The following is a 16,165-nucleotide window of genomic DNA, read 5'->3' as shown; positions in this document are numbered from 1 at the left end:
CTGTACTGCCGTCGATCCGTACCGTCAGCCCTGGACCTTCCAAGTCAGGCTCGTCCGCAGTGTCTTGGCGATGGCAGGGTCCCGGACCGAGTCCGTCGGGTCGACGACCACCACGGTCAACCGGTGCGGTCCCGAGCGGTGCGCGTCGAGCGGCAGTTCCGAGACCTGCACCGAGTCTTCCCGCACCTGTGTCTTCAAGGGCTCGCCGTCGAGATACCACCGCACCTGAAGCGGCCGCGCGGCCGGACCGGCGGGCCGGGCCAGGGCGATGCGCGCGCTGTCCCCGGCATGCAGCGGCTGCCCGGTCGACGTGAGGGCGTGTGCCGCGGAGGCGTGTCGGTGGAAACCGGCGATCATCGCCTCGACCCCGGGCAGATTGAAGGGTTTGCCGCGGAAGCGCATCAGCGAGCCGTCCGTCGGCCGGTTCAGGCCGGTCACGTAATAGCCGCCGCCCGTGTACGCGCCGACCCTGCCGCCGTCCGGTGAGGCCTGGCCCAGCCAGCGGTACCACTTGGTGCGGGCGCCCCGCATCTGCGCAGCGGTCAGTTCGGTGATGTTGGACTCGCGTGGTTCGGGTCCGCTGTAGTGCTCGTAGCCGGGGATGCCGGGATAGAAGTACTCGTCGGCGAGCTTGCCGAGCGAGTGCCCCGTCTCGTGGACGGCGACCTGCCCGGACTCGGCGTTGTGGGCGGAGGATGTGGCGATGCCCTCGTATCCGAGCCTCGGGCTGGGCGTGTTGTAGCCGGCACCGCCGTACATGCTGCTGTTGGCGAGGACCATCACCAGGTCGACCGCGGGGGCGTTGTCGACGTACGAGTCGACCTTGGCCTCGTCGACGCAGAGCAGGCGATCCGTGTTCTCGCACCAGAAGTAGGATCCGAGTGCCGTGTCCCGCACCACGTTTCGGCTCGGATCGCCGGACACTCCGGACTGGCGGGAAACCGCGTCCACCGCCCACACATTGAAGAGATTCGCGTACGTGGTGTACGGCTCGACTGCCACGATCTCTGCCCAGCGCTCCCTGACATCCGTGTGGAATCGCGCGAGTTCGGCTGCGGTGTAGCCGTCACCGACGAAGACGATGTCGAGGCGGTCCGCGGTGGGGCCGTTGTCGACGACCTTGGTGACGGCGCCGTCGCCCGGCGCCTGGTCGGGCGAGCGGGCGCCCGATGGCCGTCCGTCCTTGCCCTGCCGGGAAACCCAGGTGTACCCGGATCCCGCCTCGGTGCGCGCGTGGGAGAGCGCCGCGGGCCCTGGGTGTTCCGGGCCCGGAATCTCCACCTTGACCAGGTCGGGCGTCGGTTGCGCCGCCGCGGCACCGGGAGCGGCGGCGAGAGCGCACACGAAGGCGACGGCCGCAGCGGCCGCGGTCATGGATCTGCGTATGGATGTGCTCGATCTGCGCAAGGGATTCTCCTTGACACGAGAGGGGAAATAAGTTTGAACTTGAGTGAATTTAAGTACGAACTTAAGCTAAGTGCTTGGGCGTTGCCGCACAATGCCTCCAGGGGGAGGAAGAGACACAGAGGGGGTACGCGATGGATGATCCGGCCACGATCGGATGCCGCATCCAACGGATGCGCACCGAACTGGGATTGACGCAGCGTCAGCTTGCCGAGCCGAAGTACACCGCGGCCCACATCTCCACCCTGGAATCGGGCAAGGCGCGCCCCTCCGAGACCGCCCTGCGCTTCCTTGCAGGGCAACTCGGCACCACCTACGAAGAACTGACCACCGGCCACCCCGCGTACCTCGCCACGGAACTGCGCCTCGCCCTCACCGACGCCCAACGGCTGCTCGCCACCGGCACCCCTGAGCAGGCCGCCCTGCGCTACCGGGAACTGCTCGCCGACGCCGAGCGCCTCGCCCTGGTGACCGAGCAGGCCGCCGCCCGCATCGGACTCGGCGACTGCGCCCTGGAGACCGGGGAACTGGCCCAGGCCCGCGCCCACTTCGAGAAAGCCGAGCGGCAGCTCGCCACCGAACCCCTGCCCCGTCGGGCCCGCGCGATCCGCGGCCGGGCCGTCGCCCACCTCCTGGCGGGCGAACTCCGTTACGCCTGCTACGTGCTGGAGACCGCACTCGACGAACTCGCCGCAAGTGAACTGCGCGACCCCGATGCACTCGTCCTGCTCTACGCCGCCTCCATCAGCCCCTACATGGACATGGGCGCGCACGCCCGCGCCGCACATGCCGCCGAGGTTGCCCTCGCGCTCGCCCCGCAGGTCTCCGATCCGGCGCTGGTCGCCGGTATGCACCGCAGCGTCGCCCGCACTCTGCTCGCCGAGGGCCGCATCGCCGAGGCAGACGCCTCACTCGCCAAGGCACAGGAGCTCTACCAGCAACTGCATCTGCGTACCGAACTGGCGCACTGCCACTGGATGCGCGGGTACGTCCATGCCCAGCACGACGCGCTCGAAGAGGCCGAAACCGAACTGCGCACCGCCCGCGAGATGCTGGCGGCCAAGCGCGCCCCACTGTTCACCGCCCAGGTCGAGGTGGAGCTGGCCGACGTGCTGCGCCGCCGCGGCCGCCAGGAAGAGGCACAGGAGCTGCTTTCGCGCCTCCTCGACCTCGGCGATACCCGGGGCGCGGTGCACGCGGCAGGTGCCCATCGGCTGCTCGGCCTGATGGCCGAGGACCGGGGTGATCCGGCATCCGCCGAGGAGCACTACGTCAGTGCCCTTGGTCTCCTCGAACGCAGCGGCGCGGCAGGCGACCTTGCCGACCTATGCACGCTCCTGGGCGACCTGTTGCGCCGCATGGGCCGCACCGAAGCCGCCATGGACGCCTACCGCACCGGCCTCTGCCACCGTGCGGCCCCCGGTACCACCACTCTCGGGCCCGCGCCCGGTAACCTCACGACGTTCGGGAACGCGGGGCGCGGGGCGGCCTATCTGTTCGCGTTGTGACCGCGGCTGTCGCCTCCGGGCCGTGCCGCGGACGCCGAGTACAAGCCGCTCCAACTGCGCGTGGCCGCCGAATGCGGCCCGAGAGTGCCACGCACGCTGATCACCCACAGAGGTGACCCGGGGCGTCCTGGCGATGCTCGACGTCCTCGGACTGCCGTACGGCGCGTTCGACTTCGTCATCACCCCGACCGGCGAGTGGGTGGTGCTGGAGGTGAACCCGTCCGGACAATACGGACTCGTGGAACAGGCCACCGGATTGCCCATCACCGCGGCGATCGCCGACTACCTCGAAGGAACCACGTGAGCGTCCTCGACGACCGGGCCCTGATGGCGGCCCGGGTGCGCTTGGTCGAGCGGATCACCTCCGGCGACGTCGTGCTCTCGTCGCGGATCGCCGAGGCGTTCAGCCAGACCAGCCACGTTCACGAGTCGATGATCACTCCTCGAGGTACAGGAACTCCGGTCCGTAGGTGTTTCCGCTGCCGTCGGGCAGCTCCAGCTGCACGAGCTTCCGCGCCTGGGTGCGCATCCCGCGCATTTGGCTGATCGCCGGCAACAGGGCGTCCGAGTCACCCGTCTGCCAGGCTGCCTCCAGCGCCCGCAGCATCACGCTGAAATGCGTGTTGAACGCGCCGAGCACCTGCTGAACCTCGGGCGTGGGCGCATTCGGCCCGCCGTTGGCCCAACCGCCCATGGGTACCCTCCCCATCGGGAAGGCCGGGGGCAACGGGACGTCGTCGCCCTTGAAGTCCCAGACGACCGGATCCTCCGACACCTTGATCAGCTTCTTGCCGTGGACCATCTCCCGGAACACGTAGAAGTGCGCCAGTTCCCCGGGCTTGTCGGGGAAGGGGTTCTCGGGCGAGGCGGAGGTGCCCTCGCCCTGCTCCTTGATGACCTCGATGGCGGCTCGCACCTTCTCGATGGTGTCGAGCGGAAGGATCTTGTTGCCCCGACCGTGGGTCTCCAGGGAGAAGTCGATCTGCCGGTCGCCGCCGATCAGGTGCTGGTGCGTCTCGAAGACCTCCTCGATCGCGGTGTAGAAGGCCCCGATGGTGGCGGAGGTGGCGAACCGGGCGACCGGGTGCTCCGGGCGCTCGATCTCGGAGAACATCTCGACCGAGGCCTTGGTCAGCCCCTCCAGGAAGATGATGAGTCCGGGCCGCACGCCGCCCGGCAGTACGTGCTCGTACTTCGGCACCACCTTCGGATCGGCGAGAACCGGCGTCCCTCCGATGGTGGTGAGCATGTTGCACGCCAGTCCCATGTGGGTCATCTCGTCGAAGATGATCTCCCGGATGTCCTTGGCGACTGCCCCGTTCGACTCCTTGATCGACCACAGGGCGCTCGCATACGGACCAATGGTCGCGATCTCCACCATGATCGCCTGCTGCAGGGAGTCCTTCAGCCACTCCGCATCGCGGTCCGCGGGGAGGACGCCCATCAGCTCGACGATGGCGTTGCTCTCATACTCAAGGACCGCGGTCATGCCACATCCTTCTCTCGTCTGAATGCAGACAGCATGAAAACCGTATCCATTCAGCAGGCCAGGCGAGTGAGGGGCGGGCGCGCCCCCTGGCGGTTCACCCGATCGACGCATACCGCCTCGAAGCCCGCGGTCACGCGAGTCGTCCTCGGCGGCGACGCAGCGAGACCGTGGGCGCAAGGGATGACCGAAGGCTCCTCGCCGAGCAACTCGGCGAGGAACTCGTCGGACGACGCGGTTCGATGCCGAGGCACATCCAGAGGCACATCCAGTCGGGCGGTCCGTCAGCTTCCGGGTCCGTGTGCGGCGAGACGGCCGGCGCAGGCGGCCGAGCCCATCCTGACTCCGGCCCTGGGCCCCTCTTCACACGGACACGCCACGGATGTGACGCGCACCACAACGCTCCCGCTGGTATGTATAGGGGAGCCGAACCGGAGGTGGAGTGATGGTGGGAAGCCGACGGGACATCAACTCCCTCAGCCCGAACGAGTTGAGCGACTACATCCATGCGATCGACATCCTGCGTGCACGCTCGGCCGCCGGTCCTGACGACGTGACCGGGTACGACTTCCAGGCCGCGCTCCACAACGACGGGTCCGTTGGCCCGTGCGAACGCGGCAGCGACCTGTTCCTCTACGCGGCTTCCTGACCCAGCCCAAACACAAGGTCGCGGACTTCGCCGACACGCTGGGCTGGACCAGCGGTACGAAGATCACGCTGAAGAACGTTCTGATGGAGGTGTACGGCCAGCATGCGCACGCCCGTGTTCGAGCTCCACATCCGGCCGATGTTCCGCGCCACCGACAAGGCCCACATGGACTTTGCGGTCGACCTGTGGGACTACGACGAGGTCGTCGCGAATGCCGACGCCATCCTGGCGCGGCTGCAGAGCGACATGCCGCCCGAAGCGACCGGCGGGCTGTGGCCGGAGGAGTGGATCACGCTCTTCCGACGCTGGAAGGACGGCGCCCGCAAGCGCCTGGACCTCGGCACAGCCACCTTCGCCTTTCAGCAGGGCACCGCGAAGACCACCATCACCGCGACCGGCACCTTTCCGGCGGCCGGCGTCGTGGGCTGGCTGCAACTGGAGAGCGAGACGACCACCTCGAAGACGTACGTCCTGTACTTCGAAGTCCCGGACGCCCTCGCGAGCGGGACCCCCCAGGCCTTCACTCTGAAGGAGAGCTACCCTTCCACCGACACCCGGTCCGTCTTCGTCCACGACAGCACCGGCACCCAGCAACTGCACTGAGAGCGCCGCCCAGGCCCTGGGTGTGGGACCGGAGACGTGCTACCGGCAGCCGGAGACGTTGAAGACGGCCACGTAGCGGGCCCGGCCGTACGAGAGCCGGGCGATCCGCCGGCGGCAACCAGGGCTCGGGCCGAGCAGGTCCCGCGACCTGGCCGCGGTTCGCTCGACCGCGCGCCGGCACGCGGCCGCGATCGACTCGTGCCTGTGGGCGTAGACCCTCTGTGTGGATGTCCTCGCCGCCAGGACGGCGGCGTGGCAGGCGTCGACCTCGTCGGTGTCGTAGTACCGGCGGGCCGAGTCGGTGGCGTGCACCGAGGCGTCGTCTGTAGTCACCGTCGACGCCGGATCACGCGTCGATCAGGGTAGTCATCACGATCGCCGGGGTCAGGGACAGTGCCACGCCGGCGACCCACCAGGGCCAGTGCCGTCCGCGCGAGAGCGCGCCCCAGGTCCCCACGCCGCCGACGTGATCGGAGACGAGGGTATGGGGCCGTGCCGCACGGGCCGCCCCGGCTGACTGCCAATCTCGGCCGCCACCCGCGGAGCCCGCTACTCCGTGGGCATGTAGACGCCGTCTTCGTCCACGAAGAAGCTTCCCTTGGCGAGGCCTTCGACGGCGGTGTGCTTGAGCCACTGCCGGGACATCCGGTGCAGGACCTTGGACTGGCGTTCCCAGACCATGGAGTGCCCCGCACAGGCGATCCGGAACATCAGCTTGTTCGGGCCAGGGATTGCGTCGTAGAGCGCGGGCACCGAGAAGTGGAGCAAGGGGCCCGAGGAAACCGGCGTGTTCGCCTGGGTGTCGAGATCTCCGTACACAATGAGCACGGGCACCGTCCCGCCGAGCGTGCCGTCCTGTGGCACCGTGGTGGAGTTCCAGCCCCACCAGTAGGAGTTCCGGATCCGCACCAACCCCTGCGCCACTCCGGACTCCTTGGGCCCCCAGCCACGGCCGATGGAGTCGTTCTCCATGATGGCCTTCCACACCACGTCGACCATGCCGGTCTCCCGCTGTTTCGGGCAGTGCTGCTCCCTGCCCCATGCTTCTTCGAAGCCCGCTTTGCTGCCGAGGTTCATGGGGAAGCCGAACACGGCCGGCGGCGTGGAGACCGGCAGTGCGGCCGGTGCGCTCGCCCTGCCCTCGGGCGGGAAGATCGGCGCGAGGAAGAGCAGGCTCGCCACCTTCTCGGGGTGTTGCAGCGCGTACGGTCCGATCTGGAACGCAGCCGCGGACCAGCCGACGAGCGCGACCTTCGACACATCTCGCAGCGTCCTGATGTACTCCACGACGGTGTTCAGCTCGTCCCAGTCGCTCTGCGAGTTGCCCAGCTGAGACTTGTACACCGGGGAGGGGCACGGGGCCGGGAGCGGGTTGGGGACCAGGAGGTCCTGCTGCTGGGCCGGGTTGGCATTGCAGGGTTCGTCCATCTTCGGGCGCGGTGACCGGCCGGATCCCTGGAGATCCATGATGAACACGTCGTAGCCGGCATCTGCCAGATCCTGGGCCCAGCTGTACTTGCCGTGCCTGAGGTCGAATCCCGCGAGAGCCGGGACGCTTCTGCCGTGGAGCATGAGGACGGCCTTGCGTGGCTGGTGTGGCTTGGTGCCGTCGTACTCCCGTACGAACAGCTTGACGGCCTCATCCTTGTTTGCGGGGACGGTTGAGACATGCGGGACCGCGTGGTCGTTGGAGGGGATGGTCGGTGGCATCGCCTGCGCTCCGATCGGTCGGCTCGGCCCGAGACGGACGCCCAGGCCAGGCCAGGCCAGAATCCGAAGGGCGGCCGCCCGATGCAACGAGCACGGCCGCCGAAGCCTTCCGCGTCACCCAATTGGGTAGGTCTGTCGCTCCAATCGGCCGAGTCCCGGTTTGGTGGGATCGGGCAGGGCGGCCTCCCTCACATGCGAGCCGAGGAGTGACGGACAGGTTTCCGGGGACGCGCCCCGCACATGGCGACCTGGCGCAACCTGGCCATCGGAGCCCTGCGCCTCGCCGGCACCAGGAACGTCGCCGCACGACCCCGATCGCCCACTCGCTCTGCTCGGCATCACATGACCACGAACCGGACATCATGCGACTACGCCGAGGCCCTGAACGTCTCCCTCGCCGGGTAGAGGTGCAGCACGCACGACTGTGCTGCCCCATACGCTGCGCATGGCCGCGATGCCGACGCCGAAGCAGATCGTTTCCGTGTCCTACGACCCGGACACGTTCGAGGAGTTCGTGAAGGAGTGGGTTCCGGCCCTCTCCACGAAGTACACCCTCGTCGAACGGCACGGCGGTTCCGGCGACCATGGAATCGATATGGTCGGATACCTGTCGCCGCAGAGGCTGGAGGGGGAGCGGCACAACTACCCGCGCAAGCCGTCGAGCACGGCGTGACCCTCGGCATCGACGTCCACGTCGTCCAACGCGATCCCGCCCTCAAGGGATTCAAGGTCCTCCCCAGACGTTGGATCGTCGAACGCACCCTGGGATGGCTCATCCACCACCGCCGCCTCGCCCGCGACTACGAAACCCACCCACACCGCTCCGAAGCCATGATCCACCTCGCCAGATCGACCTCATGAGCAGACGACTCACCCGCGAATCAACCCTGAACTGGCGTGGCACCTGAACCTGGAAGCAAACACCTTCGCAGGGATAAAACGCCCTTTAAATTGGCCCGGCCCGCCGCCGCTTTCGTCTCCAGGACCGACATCATCCGCCGGCAGTCTGGCACGAGGACCGCGCTGGTGAGCCCTCGCGCCGCGGCGGGGGACCGTCGATCCCGCCACCGCGGCAGACCCCACCCCGTCCTCCACCAAATCGGCGGCCTCCGCGACCGGTTCGGTCGGCACCTACATCACCGCCTCACGGGCGATGACCAGCCGTTCAAGGGTCCGCTCGGCCTCCTCGAGCACGACCGCGATCCGAGAGTCCTCCTCCCGCGCCTGCTCGACCCACTCCCGAGCAGTTGACTCCTTCGCTTCCAGCAGACCCAGCACCGAGTGCACCGGTCACCTCCACCCGATCAAGGAGAGACACGACGCCCCATCACTGTCTCGCCAAAACGGAGTTCACGCCTCACCAGCAGAAACTCAGTGGCCATGAGCCGTATGAATGCGGCTTCTCAGGGCTGCTCGGCGCCAGGTTGAGGCCTTCTCACAGTTGCTGCCCGGTCTTGGGGTCGTACTGCACAGCGACGGCGGCCACCTGATCGGTGGGCATGACTTCGACCCACTGGTCGAAGACCTGGTAGGGCTCGGCCGGTTTGAAGCCGCCGGACAAGGGGTCGAATCCGGTTTCGAAGACCTTCTCCGAGTTTCGCGTGATCTCGATGTCGGCGTCGGCGGAGTTCAGGTGTGTGGCAAGCAACGCCAGGACCTGGCCGACCTTCTTGCCCTGGTATGTTTCCGGGTCTTTGGGCTGTGGGACGTAGTTGACGCCGAGGCCCGCCTCACCCTCCACTTCCTTGAGCCATGAGAGTGCAGCAAGCTCCTGGCCGGGCCTGACGGGCAGGACAGCCTTCACCCACGCGGAGTTGAGGAATTCGTTGCGGCGCTCATCGGCGTCAATCTGGATCAGCCATCCCAGTGAACTGCCCAGCGGCGCCGGTTGCGTCTGCTCGGTGATGAGGTAATTCACCCGCCACTCGTTGGGGGGTGGCTGAGTATCGAGTGCTTTGTACTTGTCTGCCCTCGAGTACCAGCCGGCGACGGTCTGGCCCAGGAGCGGCAGCGGTGTGGTCACCGGCGTCTCGTCCTCGGGCGGTACTGGATACCTGCCGACGCTCTCCTTGGTGACCGGTGGGGCTACCAACGGGCCGGGCCGCCAGAAGTCGGGGGCGACGAAGTACAGCATTTCGTCTACGTCGAAGAACTGCTGGATTCCCTCTGCTTCCGGGAACGGCAGGTGCTTTGGGTCCTGGGGGTAGTGGCCGGTGGTCTCCAGTCGGCGGATGAGATTCCGGAATACCATGCGGCGCTCTTCGCTGCGCAGGTTCTCAGGGGACCGGGCGCGCATGGAGCTGACCAAGCGCAGGCGCTCGCGCACGGCCTTGCCGTACGCGTCGTGCTGCAGCCGAGCCACCTCCTTGTTGTACTCAGCCTCCCGCGCGGCGTTGAGATCGTTGATCTTCTTCTGGGCCGCTTCGGTGGGAATGTAGAGCAGCATGGCGTCGAAGGGAAGCGACTTCTTGCCCTGAAAGTTGGCGTAGGTCAGCCGCAGCTTGATGGTGTTCTTGTCCGGGTCGGGGTTAGGCAGCAGATCGCTGGCGTCGAGGGTGTAATGGACCTGGGCGCCGTGGTGGTCCATAGACGCGATCTTGCTGAGGGCATAGCCCGGTGGAGCAGGCGGCAGCTTCTCCTCGAAGCAGAACTGGATGATGTCGTTCTCGAGGGGCTCCCTGTCATGCAGTCCGCGACAGGGAAGCCCAGGGGTGGGTACGTATGTTTCCTCGGCTTCTTCTGCGTCCGGCCCTTGGCTGATGAGAAATGGAACTTCGAAGTGGAAGGGCACCAGCTTTTCGTCCAGAGGGGGCAGCTTCTCTGGTTTGTTGAGCCCCGTGAGATCAGGTGCTTCAACGACATGGACCATGTCACCCAGTCCGAGATCCCTGCCCGGTTCGCCGAGGTAGACCTGCCAGCACAGCCGCGTACCGATGTGCTGCAACTGCACGCCGACCTTGCGCATCTTGCGTCGCAGTTCGTAGTTGACCAGGTGGTCGGATTTGTTCTCCAGGACGTATCGGCGGCTGGAGGTATCCGTCGTCTCGGTCACCGTCTTGAAGGTGGTCTTGAAGTTCCTTTTGATCTCGCTGGTAGCCTTGGCGGTCTGTGTACGGGTGTGCTTGTGCGTGACCTCCGAGCCGCGTTTGACGGTGTTTTGAGTGCTGAAGCTGGCGCTCACATCGGCGTGGTAAATCTTGGCGTTCACTCCGCCGGTGGCGCTGACCCCCAGTTTTGTGTCACTGGAGTTGTCTTCCTTGACAGCGTCAGCGACGTCGTCCTGCTCTGTCAGGCTCTCCTCGGTCTTACGGGAGATCTCCTCCGACTGCTCGGACACCTTCTCGATCAACGTGCGTCTGCTACTGGTCTCGACCACCTCGACGGTACCGCCAGGGCTGACCCAGATATGTCCCGCCGGAGCCCCAAGGAAGGTGTCGAACTCGAAGAAGTACTCCCGGAACAAATTCACCAGCCCCACCGGCGAGAGCCCCCCTGAAGCGGCCGCATCGTAGTGCTGCTTCAGTGCGGCCAGTGCCGGATCGCTCATGTTGAGGGCGGTATCGCCCCTGAACCGGTCAAGGGTCAACCCGGCGAACGGCAAGTTGGGATGTGCCACGGACGCCGCGATCGAGGAATGTGCTCCGAACCATCCGCTCAGGGGCTGGTATACGCCGAACAGCTCACTGGCGTACGGCAGTGTGCCCATGAAATCGACCAGCGGACGCCCGGCGTATGCCGGTGCGCCCGGGGCAGGGACGGTCATTTTCTGGGAATGGCTCGGGGAGCCGCCCGCTGCACCGGCAAAGGGAACAGCAACCCAGGGGTTGCTGCCGGGTGAGGCCTTGACAAGGAGTACCTCACCGGTGGACACACGGGCCGGGGCGACAAATGCGATCACCTGCGGTCCCGACCCGCCGACCGTACGCCCGACGTACTGACGGGCTTCTCCCTGATCCCGCTGCAGGAACATTCCCTCCAACGCGGGCACGCCAGGGAAGGAGCCCGGGTCCAGCACATGGATGTCCGCGGGCAGCGCGAGGGCAAAACGATGGCCCTGGGGCAGGTCGGCTGAGTTGCCCTCGACCTTGTAGGACCAGATCTTGTAGGCAGCACCGATCCCGGAAGTGGGAATCGACTGCGTATTGACGAATGTAACCACCAGCGCCATGGGAACCTCTCGCTTTGCCCTATCCCCATCGCTTGGCATGCCACGGCACGCATCCACTGACGCCACCAGAAACAACAAATCACTCGACCGGTGCAACCCAGGCTGCGTGTTCGTCGCGGTGGTGGGCGGCTCGGCGGCGATACTGGGCGGATGAGGGACGTCACCGCTGTGGTCGAGCCGCTCCAAGAAGCGTGGGCGAAAATCTTCGTGCCGGGCCCCGGGGGCACGGCCGTCGTCGATCCAGACCGGCTGGTCCCAAGCGACAAGATCGCTGTAGCTGGTTGGCACGTCCTGGACCGGAGCTCACCGGACGGCGTCACCGTCACGCCGGTGAAGTATGCGGACATTCACCTGGACCGCGCGAAAGAGGCCGGAAAGGTCTGGGCACTGGAACGGGACAGCGGCGACACCCGACTGTTCTTTGTGTGGGCACCGCCGGCTCTGTTGTCAGAGCTGGCGGCTGGTGGCGCCTCAGGCGTGGACGTGCACGTACTGTTCCATCCGCCAACATATGAGACGTGCTACCGCAACACGCCTTACTGGAATGGGCGCTGCCGGGACTGGCACGGCAAATCCTGTTCGGCCGACATGCAGGACCAGCACCTCTATGTGCGGCTCGGGCTGCGCTACACGGCCGTCGACTTCCTCGCGATCGCCCATCATCTGGTCGCACAGCGCGGCCGCAAGCCTCGGATGGCGTACGTGCTCCCGGTCGCGGACAACCGTGACTTCGCCGATCTGACGCGCCCGGACCAGCTCATGAACGTACTAGGGGAGATCGCCAACTTTCTGCGCGCCGCTGTCCGCCCTGGGACCCAGGCCCAGACGCCGGTAGGCAAGGTGATGTTGTCCGCATACAGCCGCAGCGGCACCCGCCTATTGGGCGACGGCGGCAAGATGGGACTGTTCCAGCACCTCGACAGCCACAAAGACTTCTTTGCCCGCCATCTGATCCAGGTCAACGCCTTCGACATCAACCTCGCCGACAAGCCTAAACAGCGCATGGAAACGTTCGTGCCACTGTGGGCCGCAGTCCTGCGTTGGCGAGGACTGAACCGAGCGGCGCGCGCCTTCGTCTACACCGCATACGCCGACCACTTGGCGCATGTACTCACAGCCCGGCCCGGCCTGTTCACCGAACGCCAGGAGGTGAATCTGGAAGAGGTGCCGTGGAGCGACGAGACGCTGCGTGCGCCGAAGGGACCGGTGCGGGGGCGCGGTGTCGAGGCGTATGGCGACGACGGCAAGGTGGGCGTGCTGCATCTGCCGCCGACGTTCTTTCAGGAGTACATCCGCAACGGACCGGATCCGAGGGACTTCGTCGGCAACGTACGCGGCATGGAGCACCGTCCTGCGCATGGGCATGGGCATGGGCATGGGTGGTTTATGCGGTCGCTCATGTCGCATGCCCTTGGGCACGGCGATCCGTCCCTGTTCGCCGGCCCAAGAACCTGACGACATCGGCAGTTCCTCGTCCGCGGGCCGCGGCACTGGCAGTCGGTATGCCGACCGGGAAGAATCGCCGTCGATCACGGCAAGCGGGTACGGAGATACCCGTCGGACATGGCGGATGCGGAGTCGGAGGCGGTTCGGCCGCTGCTGCCGGTCCGGCGCGGCTGGAGGGCCCGGGGCGGGCAGCCGGAGGGCTACCGCCACCGCCAGATGCTGGGCGCGGTCCGCTACCTGCTCGGCAACGGTGTGAAGTGGCGGGCGATCCCGGCCGACTTCCCTGGCTGGGACCGGGTCTACGCGCTCCCCAGCGTCGAACAGATCAACTTTATCTTCGTCGGTCGTGGGCGGGCGGCGGGCCTGCGTTCGGCTCGGGTGAGGGCGTGGGGCGGGGGGTGAACCAGACGCCGACGGGTGTGAGCGGTCGTTGGTTGTGGGGTGTGGTGGGGTGTGTGGGCTGGGGTTTCGCAGTTGTATCGGGATGGTTGTTCCGGGCGTAGGGCTGGTGGGTGGGTTTTCGGGGTGTGGGGTGGGGTGTTCGGGTGGGTCCGGCGGGGTTGTGTGGTGGCATGGATGGACCACGGCTCCGCCCCCGAGATCGCCCTCGCCCGCACCGCGCCCGACACCCCGTCGCGTTGACCGAGGACGCCGAGACCTACAGCCGCGGCCCGGTGGGCCTTCACCTACGAGACCCCCAGCACCACGCTGCGCGTCGGCCCGACGTTCTCCTCGACGACATCACCACCGGCCGCCACCAACCCGCCTTGCGCGACGAACGCCCCTGGTGACAGCCCGAGTTGGAGGCGCTCATCGAGAATGCCACCCACCTGAGCCCTCGGCATCGCGGCGAGCCGTACCCGCCGCCGGCTGATCCGCAACGACACGGTCCCTCGTCGACGACTGCGTCAGCCGGACAGTGCGTCGCCCGGGCATTCTGCCCATGACGGCCACCACGCGCGGCGCCTTTGACCATCCCCGCCGCCTCGACCACGGCATTGACCGACATCGCGGCCAAGCCGCGCTCGCCGGCGACGCGAAGCCCGCGCGCAGCAGCGCCTCGCGTCCGGTCCCGGCCGACCGGGCCATACCGGCTCATGCCTTGCCCCGGCATCGAACGAAGTTCCGAGGATGTCTGCGATGCCCTGTCGGAACTTTGCTTGACTTCTCACGCTGTGTAATCGAGTGTATGCCCGACCAGTCGGTCATACAGGAAGGGGCAGTTCTCCAGCGGTGGCCGGAAGCCACCCGACGTGTGTCGGGGTCTGCCTTTTCGTGCCACACCTTGCGAAAGCACCGGCATCCATCCCTTGCCGGCCCGGCGCACCACTCATCGGTCCACGCCTTGAGGCCCGGAGAAGTCCAGGCCGCCGACTTCGAGGAATCCACCTGTGAAACGAACCCTCGCCGCGTCCGTCGCTGCGATCGCCATAGCGATCGGCGCTGTCTCGACCGCGCTCATGGGACCGCCCGCCGCCCGCGCCGACACCACCATGCCGGCCTCTCGGCCGGTTCTGGCCAACGCATACGGACTGACCCAGCTCCCGACCGCACCGAAGCCGACGGTCCCCGACACCGCCTACGACTTCGTGATCACCGTGTCCACCGCCGAGGTCGCCGGGACTCAGTTGAACGACGGCGGGCACCACATCAGAATCGTGCTTCCGTCGGACTACTACAGCAACCCCACCAAGCGCTTCCCCGTGCTCCACCTGCTCAACGGCTCCAGTGCCGACTCCGACCCCGCGACCTACTTCTCCGCCTACCCGACGATCAATAGCTCCGCCGGGATGATCTTCGTGATGCCCGACGGCGGCCCGCGCGGTTGGTACGCCAACTGGCTCAACCAGAACAGCGCCGCCGGCGCCCAGCGGTGGGAGAACTTCCACATCAACCAGGTCATCCCATTCATCGACGCAAACCTGCGCACCACCCCCGACAAGCAGCACCGGGCCGTCGCCGGGATTTCCATGGGCGGCTTCGGCGCCGTCCGCTACGCCGAGCGCCACCCCGACCTGTTCTCCCAGGTCGCCTCGTTCTCCGGCGATCTGGACCTGTCGCGCATGTCGGCGGACCTGCGTTTGGCCGTCGTCGCCTCCCTGACCACCTACAGCCCCCAGGTCGGCAGCGACGACCTGTTCGGCACCCCGTACCCGTTCTCAGTCAACTACCCCTACTCCGACGTCCTGTGGAACGACGCCAGCCCGGGCGCGCACGCCGACGCGCTACGAGGCATGGGCGTTTCGATCTACGTCGGCAACGGCGGCGGCGGCGCGATCCCGCCGGTTCCGGGCGTCAACGACCCCTACAACCTGGCCCTCGAATGGTGGCTGCCGGGCGCGGCCAACCACTTCAAGGCGGCCTTGGACGCCGCCGGTGTGCCCTCCTACTTCGTCAACTACGGCGACGGCACCGGCACCCCCTGGGCCGACTGCCGCGGAGGCCACAACTATCTGTGCTGGAAACAGGACCTCGCCGACTACATCCCCCGTCTTCAGCAGGCCTTCGGCATCTCCTAGCCAGGGGGTCGAGTGTGGGCGCGGCGCTGCTCACCGTTGCGTGAGAGCTCGCCTTCGATCCGCTCGTTGATTCCTGCGCCGGTCACGCCGGGCCGCCTCGGTGTGTTCTCCGGCTGGTGAATGTGGTTGCGGCGGGTCGTGCGGATGCGGTGATACTCGTCCATGAGTAGAGACGCCGAGGTCATTGTGCTTGCCCGCCATGCGGACGAGGTCATGGAGCCGCTGACCCGCCAAGACACGGAACGCACCTGGCGTGGCCACTTCGTGCCGGTCGCGGGTCAGTGGGGCTTCGACTTCGGGTGGGCCTCGGAACTCGGGAAGGAGCGGGCCCGCGCCGGCCTGCTCAAGCATCTGGAGTCGCTGCCGTGGCCGTATCCGGGGACGGTGCAGGTGCTGCTCCGCGACCAGGACGACGACTGTTTCTTCACCACCACCTCCACTGGCGGGGCCCTTCGGCCTCTGCGCGACCCGGACGCCGTCGACCTCGACGATGACGGCGCGCAGGACTGAAAGGACGCGGGTGGGAAGAGCACTGGTCGGGGCCGGAACGAGAGAGGTGCCCCGGACTGCGCGGTCGAGGGCCTCCGGGCACCCGAGGTCCCCGGTGCGCGGCACCGGTGGGGCCCGGGACGGCCGGGAATCCTCATCCGCATCGACGTGAGCGTTGTGTCA

Annotated in this window: 16 protein-coding genes and 1 pseudogene; 10 read left to right on the top strand and 7 right to left on the bottom strand. The window is 67.1% G+C overall.

Annotation, left to right across the window (positions count from 1 at the left end; all coding sequences use genetic code 11):
* Positions 1-24: 24 nt before the first annotated feature.
* Positions 25-1,374, bottom strand: coding sequence for a M64 family metallopeptidase (locus OG928_RS33400; RefSeq protein WP_406291369.1), 1,350 nt, complete (start codon positions 1,372-1,374; stop codon positions 25-27).
* 164 nt (positions 1,375-1,538) lie between these two features.
* Here OG928_RS33400 and OG928_RS33395 point away from each other — a divergent pair, with 164 nt between their 5' ends.
* On the top strand, positions 1,539-2,912 hold the full coding sequence (locus OG928_RS33395; RefSeq protein WP_331765739.1) for a helix-turn-helix transcriptional regulator: 1,374 nt from the start codon (positions 1,539-1,541) through the stop codon (positions 2,910-2,912).
* 112 nt (positions 2,913-3,024) lie between these two features.
* Positions 3,025-3,216, top strand: coding sequence for a hypothetical protein (locus OG928_RS33390; protein WP_331765738.1), 192 nt, complete (start codon positions 3,025-3,027; stop codon positions 3,214-3,216).
* 132 nt (positions 3,217-3,348) lie between these two features.
* On the opposite strand, the gene OG928_RS33385 is transcribed toward OG928_RS33390, so the two are convergent.
* Complete coding sequence (locus OG928_RS33385; RefSeq protein ID WP_331765737.1) at positions 3,349-4,401, bottom strand: ferritin-like protein; 1,053 nt, start codon at positions 4,399-4,401, stop codon at positions 3,349-3,351.
* A 442-nt stretch (positions 4,402-4,843) separates the two neighbouring features.
* Between OG928_RS33385 and OG928_RS33380 the strand changes: the two genes are divergently transcribed.
* Both OG928_RS33380 and OG928_RS33375 read left to right on the top strand, forming a co-directional pair.
* Positions 4,844-5,047 (top strand): hypothetical protein, encoded by a 204-nt coding sequence (locus tag OG928_RS33380; RefSeq protein ID WP_331765736.1) that lies wholly within the window; start codon positions 4,844-4,846, stop codon positions 5,045-5,047.
* 102 nt (positions 5,048-5,149) lie between these two features.
* A complete protein-coding gene (locus OG928_RS33375; RefSeq protein ID WP_331765735.1) occupies positions 5,150-5,650 on the top strand; it encodes a hypothetical protein in 501 nt (166 codons plus the stop codon).
* A 39-nt stretch (positions 5,651-5,689) separates the two neighbouring features.
* Here OG928_RS33375 and OG928_RS33370 read toward each other — a convergent pair whose 3' ends face one another.
* Positions 5,690-5,983: a hypothetical protein gene (locus OG928_RS33370; protein ID WP_331765734.1), complete on the bottom strand. Its 294-nt coding sequence runs from the start codon at positions 5,981-5,983 to the stop codon at positions 5,690-5,692.
* Between the two features lie 216 nt (positions 5,984-6,199).
* Entirely contained in the window at positions 6,200-7,360 is a 1,161-nt protein-coding gene (locus OG928_RS33365) for an alpha/beta fold hydrolase (RefSeq protein ID WP_331765733.1), read from the bottom strand.
* Between the two features lie 445 nt (positions 7,361-7,805).
* Here OG928_RS33365 and OG928_RS33360 point away from each other — a divergent pair, with 445 nt between their 5' ends.
* Both OG928_RS33360 and OG928_RS33355 read left to right on the top strand, forming a co-directional pair.
* The gene (locus tag OG928_RS33360) at positions 7,806-8,033 is read left to right on the top strand and encodes a hypothetical protein (protein WP_406292148.1); all 228 of its coding nucleotides are present in this window, start codon (positions 7,806-7,808) and stop codon (positions 8,031-8,033) included.
* Positions 8,018-8,268 (top strand): annotated as a pseudogene (locus OG928_RS33355) (transposase); the annotation flags it as partial. The gene OG928_RS33360 and the pseudogene OG928_RS33355, both read left to right, overlap by 16 nt.
* Positions 8,269-8,491: 223 nt before the next feature.
* Here the strand turns inward: OG928_RS33355 and OG928_RS33350 are convergent.
* Both OG928_RS33350 and OG928_RS33345 read right to left on the bottom strand, forming a co-directional pair.
* A complete protein-coding gene (locus OG928_RS33350; RefSeq protein WP_331765731.1) occupies positions 8,492-8,647 on the bottom strand; it encodes a hypothetical protein in 156 nt (51 codons plus the stop codon).
* Positions 8,648-8,795: 148 nt separating this feature from the next.
* Positions 8,796-11,528, bottom strand: a complete 2,733-nt coding sequence (locus tag OG928_RS33345) for a hypothetical protein (RefSeq protein WP_331765730.1) — start codon at positions 11,526-11,528, stop codon at positions 8,796-8,798.
* 150 nt (positions 11,529-11,678) lie between these two features.
* Here OG928_RS33345 and OG928_RS33340 point away from each other — a divergent pair, with 150 nt between their 5' ends.
* Positions 11,679-12,983, top strand: coding sequence for a hypothetical protein (locus OG928_RS33340; RefSeq protein ID WP_331765729.1), 1,305 nt, complete (start codon positions 11,679-11,681; stop codon positions 12,981-12,983).
* A gap of 108 nt (positions 12,984-13,091) precedes the next feature.
* On the top strand, positions 13,092-13,376 hold the full coding sequence (locus tag OG928_RS33335) for a transposase (RefSeq protein WP_331765728.1): 285 nt from the start codon (positions 13,092-13,094) through the stop codon (positions 13,374-13,376).
* A gap of 284 nt (positions 13,377-13,660) precedes the next feature.
* Here OG928_RS33335 and OG928_RS33330 read toward each other — a convergent pair whose 3' ends face one another.
* On the bottom strand, positions 13,661-13,861 hold the full coding sequence (locus tag OG928_RS33330; RefSeq protein ID WP_331765727.1) for a hypothetical protein: 201 nt from the start codon (positions 13,859-13,861) through the stop codon (positions 13,661-13,663).
* A gap of 573 nt (positions 13,862-14,434) precedes the next feature.
* Here OG928_RS33330 and OG928_RS33325 point away from each other — a divergent pair.
* A complete protein-coding gene (locus OG928_RS33325; RefSeq protein WP_406292073.1) occupies positions 14,435-15,493 on the top strand; it encodes an alpha/beta hydrolase in 1,059 nt (352 codons plus the stop codon).
* A gap of 162 nt (positions 15,494-15,655) precedes the next feature.
* Complete coding sequence (locus tag OG928_RS33320; protein WP_331765725.1) at positions 15,656-16,003, top strand: hypothetical protein; 348 nt, start codon at positions 15,656-15,658, stop codon at positions 16,001-16,003.
* Positions 16,004-16,165: the final 162 nt, after the last annotated feature.

Source organism: Embleya sp. NBC_00896 (genome assembly GCF_045207785.1).
Lineage (GTDB): Bacteria > Actinomycetota > Actinomycetes > Streptomycetales > Streptomycetaceae > Embleya.
The sequence above is the reverse complement of the archived record's forward strand: the minus strand, read 5'-3'. Positions and strand labels throughout refer to the sequence as shown.

What these genes read in the sequence shown, in the direction of transcription:
- OG928_RS33400 (WP_406291369.1), bottom strand. Translation starts at nt 1,374, where the DNA reads ATGACCGCGGCCGCTGCGGCCGTCGCCTTCGTGTGCGCTCTCGCCGCC.
- OG928_RS33395 (WP_331765739.1), top strand. Translation starts at nt 1,539, where the DNA reads ATGGATGATCCGGCCACGATCGGATGCCGCATCCAACGGATGCGCACC.
- OG928_RS33385 (WP_331765737.1), bottom strand. Translation starts at nt 4,401, where the DNA reads ATGACCGCGGTCCTTGAGTATGAGAGCAACGCCATCGTCGAGCTGATG.
- OG928_RS33380 (WP_331765736.1), top strand. Translation starts at nt 4,844, where the DNA reads ATGGTGGGAAGCCGACGGGACATCAACTCCCTCAGCCCGAACGAGTTG.
- OG928_RS33375 (WP_331765735.1), top strand. Translation starts at nt 5,150, where the DNA reads ATGCGCACGCCCGTGTTCGAGCTCCACATCCGGCCGATGTTCCGCGCC.
- OG928_RS33365 (WP_331765733.1), bottom strand. Translation starts at nt 7,360, where the DNA reads ATGCCACCGACCATCCCCTCCAACGACCACGCGGTCCCGCATGTCTCA.
- OG928_RS33360 (WP_406292148.1), top strand. Translation starts at nt 7,806, where the DNA reads ATGGCCGCGATGCCGACGCCGAAGCAGATCGTTTCCGTGTCCTACGAC.
- OG928_RS33345 (WP_331765730.1), bottom strand. Translation starts at nt 11,528, where the DNA reads ATGGCGCTGGTGGTTACATTCGTCAATACGCAGTCGATTCCCACTTCC.
- OG928_RS33340 (WP_331765729.1), top strand. Translation starts at nt 11,679, where the DNA reads ATGAGGGACGTCACCGCTGTGGTCGAGCCGCTCCAAGAAGCGTGGGCG.
- OG928_RS33335 (WP_331765728.1), top strand. Translation starts at nt 13,092, where the DNA reads ATGGCGGATGCGGAGTCGGAGGCGGTTCGGCCGCTGCTGCCGGTCCGG.
- OG928_RS33325 (WP_406292073.1), top strand. Translation starts at nt 14,435, where the DNA reads ATGGGACCGCCCGCCGCCCGCGCCGACACCACCATGCCGGCCTCTCGG.
- OG928_RS33320 (WP_331765725.1), top strand. Translation starts at nt 15,656, where the DNA reads ATGAGTAGAGACGCCGAGGTCATTGTGCTTGCCCGCCATGCGGACGAG.